General features: G+C 41.7%; 1 protein-coding gene. It reads left to right on the forward strand.

All coding sequences use genetic code 11. From position 1 onward, the window contains the following. Nucleotides 1-148 precede the first annotated feature (148 nt). The gene (locus tag A3757_RS01915) at nt 149-1,033 is read left to right on the forward strand and encodes an outer membrane lipoprotein-sorting protein (protein ID WP_068506535.1); all 885 of its coding nucleotides are present in this window, start codon (nt 149-151) and stop codon (nt 1,031-1,033) included. Nucleotides 1,034-1,183: the final 150 nt, after the last annotated feature.

Raw genomic sequence — 1,183 nt, forward strand, 5'->3', positions numbered from 1 at the left:
CAAAAACCGGTATTTTTGGTTCATTATCAATCGTAGTTGCTTTGTCTTCAGACTTACTATTACTGCCTGCCTTGATAAGCTGGCTAAAACCAGATTTAGGGCGGAAAAAACATATGGCAGCGCTTGTTCGTCAAGAGGAGGTCGGCGCATGAAAACGATAAGCTTTAAGGTCTCGGCCTTGGTGATGCTAATTGCATTTAGCACACTGTCTCAAGCTGCTAATGATGCGAAAAGTATTATGGAAAAAGTGGATGTAGTTCAGCGAGAAACGGCTGATATGAACTTAAGTCTATCGACACTTTCTTCTTGTCCTTTTCAAATCAAGAGCAAGAAAGTGTCGTGCACCGAGTCAAAACGAATCAAACGATTTGAATCCTACAGCATTCAGGCTGGCGTTAATAAAAAAGACAGCAAAGCTATCTCTATCATTCTAGAACCCGCCCGCGAAAAAGGTGTGGGCATGCTGACATATAGCTACGAAGATGATTCAAGAGATACCGAGTCTTGGTTATACCTGTCTGCCTTGGGGAAGGTGAAACGAATGGTGAGTGGCTCATCTGATGATCAAGAACCAGTCGCTTTCTTTGGTTCTGAGTTTACAACAGAAGATATGGAAAGTGGCAAAACTGATGAATATGACTACAAGATTTTGCAAGAAGGAAAGTACGGTCAAACTCAAGTTTGGGTTATAGAAGCGAAACCAAAGCCTGTGCGTCTAAGAAAGACTAACTATAGCAAGCTACTTCTATGGATTGATAAAGAAAAATTTGTAGCGCTTAAAGTGCAAGGTTACGACAAGCATGGCAAGCTTTACAAACGCACTCTGATGAAAAAATACGAGAAGCTGTCCGGGAAGTGGCTAGCGCGTGAAATTACGGTCTTTAATCTGCAATCTAAGCGCTTATCAACCATCGTAAATGAACAAGTTGTTCTTGGCGTTGCGCTAGATGAAGCGTTTTTGACCCAGCGTAGCCTCAACGATTTTGCCTTCCGTGAACAGCATTTGTCGAAACTGAGAAAGCACTTTAAGTGATAGTTACACTAATGCTTAGATTCCTACTAGTCACTTATTTGCTCTCATATTGTGGCCTTGCTATATGTGAAGACTTACTAGAGCAGGATGAGGTCTACGATGATACTAGCTTACTTGCTGAAGAATCACTGTTACTTAGCGATGAATTCG

It is taken from the genome of Oleiphilus sp. HI0117 (genome assembly GCF_001635235.1).